This window comes from Caballeronia sp. ATUFL_F1_KS39 (assembly GCF_023630985.1).
GTDB lineage: Bacteria > Pseudomonadota > Gammaproteobacteria > Burkholderiales > Burkholderiaceae > Caballeronia > Caballeronia zhejiangensis.
Window position 1 is genome coordinate 1 of sequence record NZ_JALQDZ010000078.1, and the last position, 289, is coordinate 289.

The 289-nt window shown below is 61.6% G+C and carries 1 pseudogene; it reads right to left on the minus strand.

Annotated features, from left to right (window positions below):
- Window positions 1-238, minus strand: a pseudogene (locus NCR93_RS31655) (ParB/RepB/Spo0J family partition protein); the annotation flags it as partial.
- Window positions 239-289 lie beyond the last annotated feature (51 nt).

Consider the following 289-nt stretch of genomic DNA (forward strand, 5'->3'; position numbering starts at 1 on the left):
GTGGGGCTACGACCGGCTTCGCGGGGGCAGCGCTCGCGCGGGCGTGCTTGATCGCGCCGGTTTGATCTAAGGAGCGGTCCGCCAGCAACTTCACGGCTTCCACGACTCGCTCCTTATTGCCCGCTTCGGCCAAAGCCGCGAGCGTTGCAACGGTCTTGGCACCGACGATCGACTTATCGGCCTTGATCAAAGCCAATGCATCTTCTGGCAGTCGACCAAACGCGTAGAGGTCGCTCACTTGCTGGGGCGATAAACCACTACGCGCCGCAACCTCCGCTTGCTTTAGATC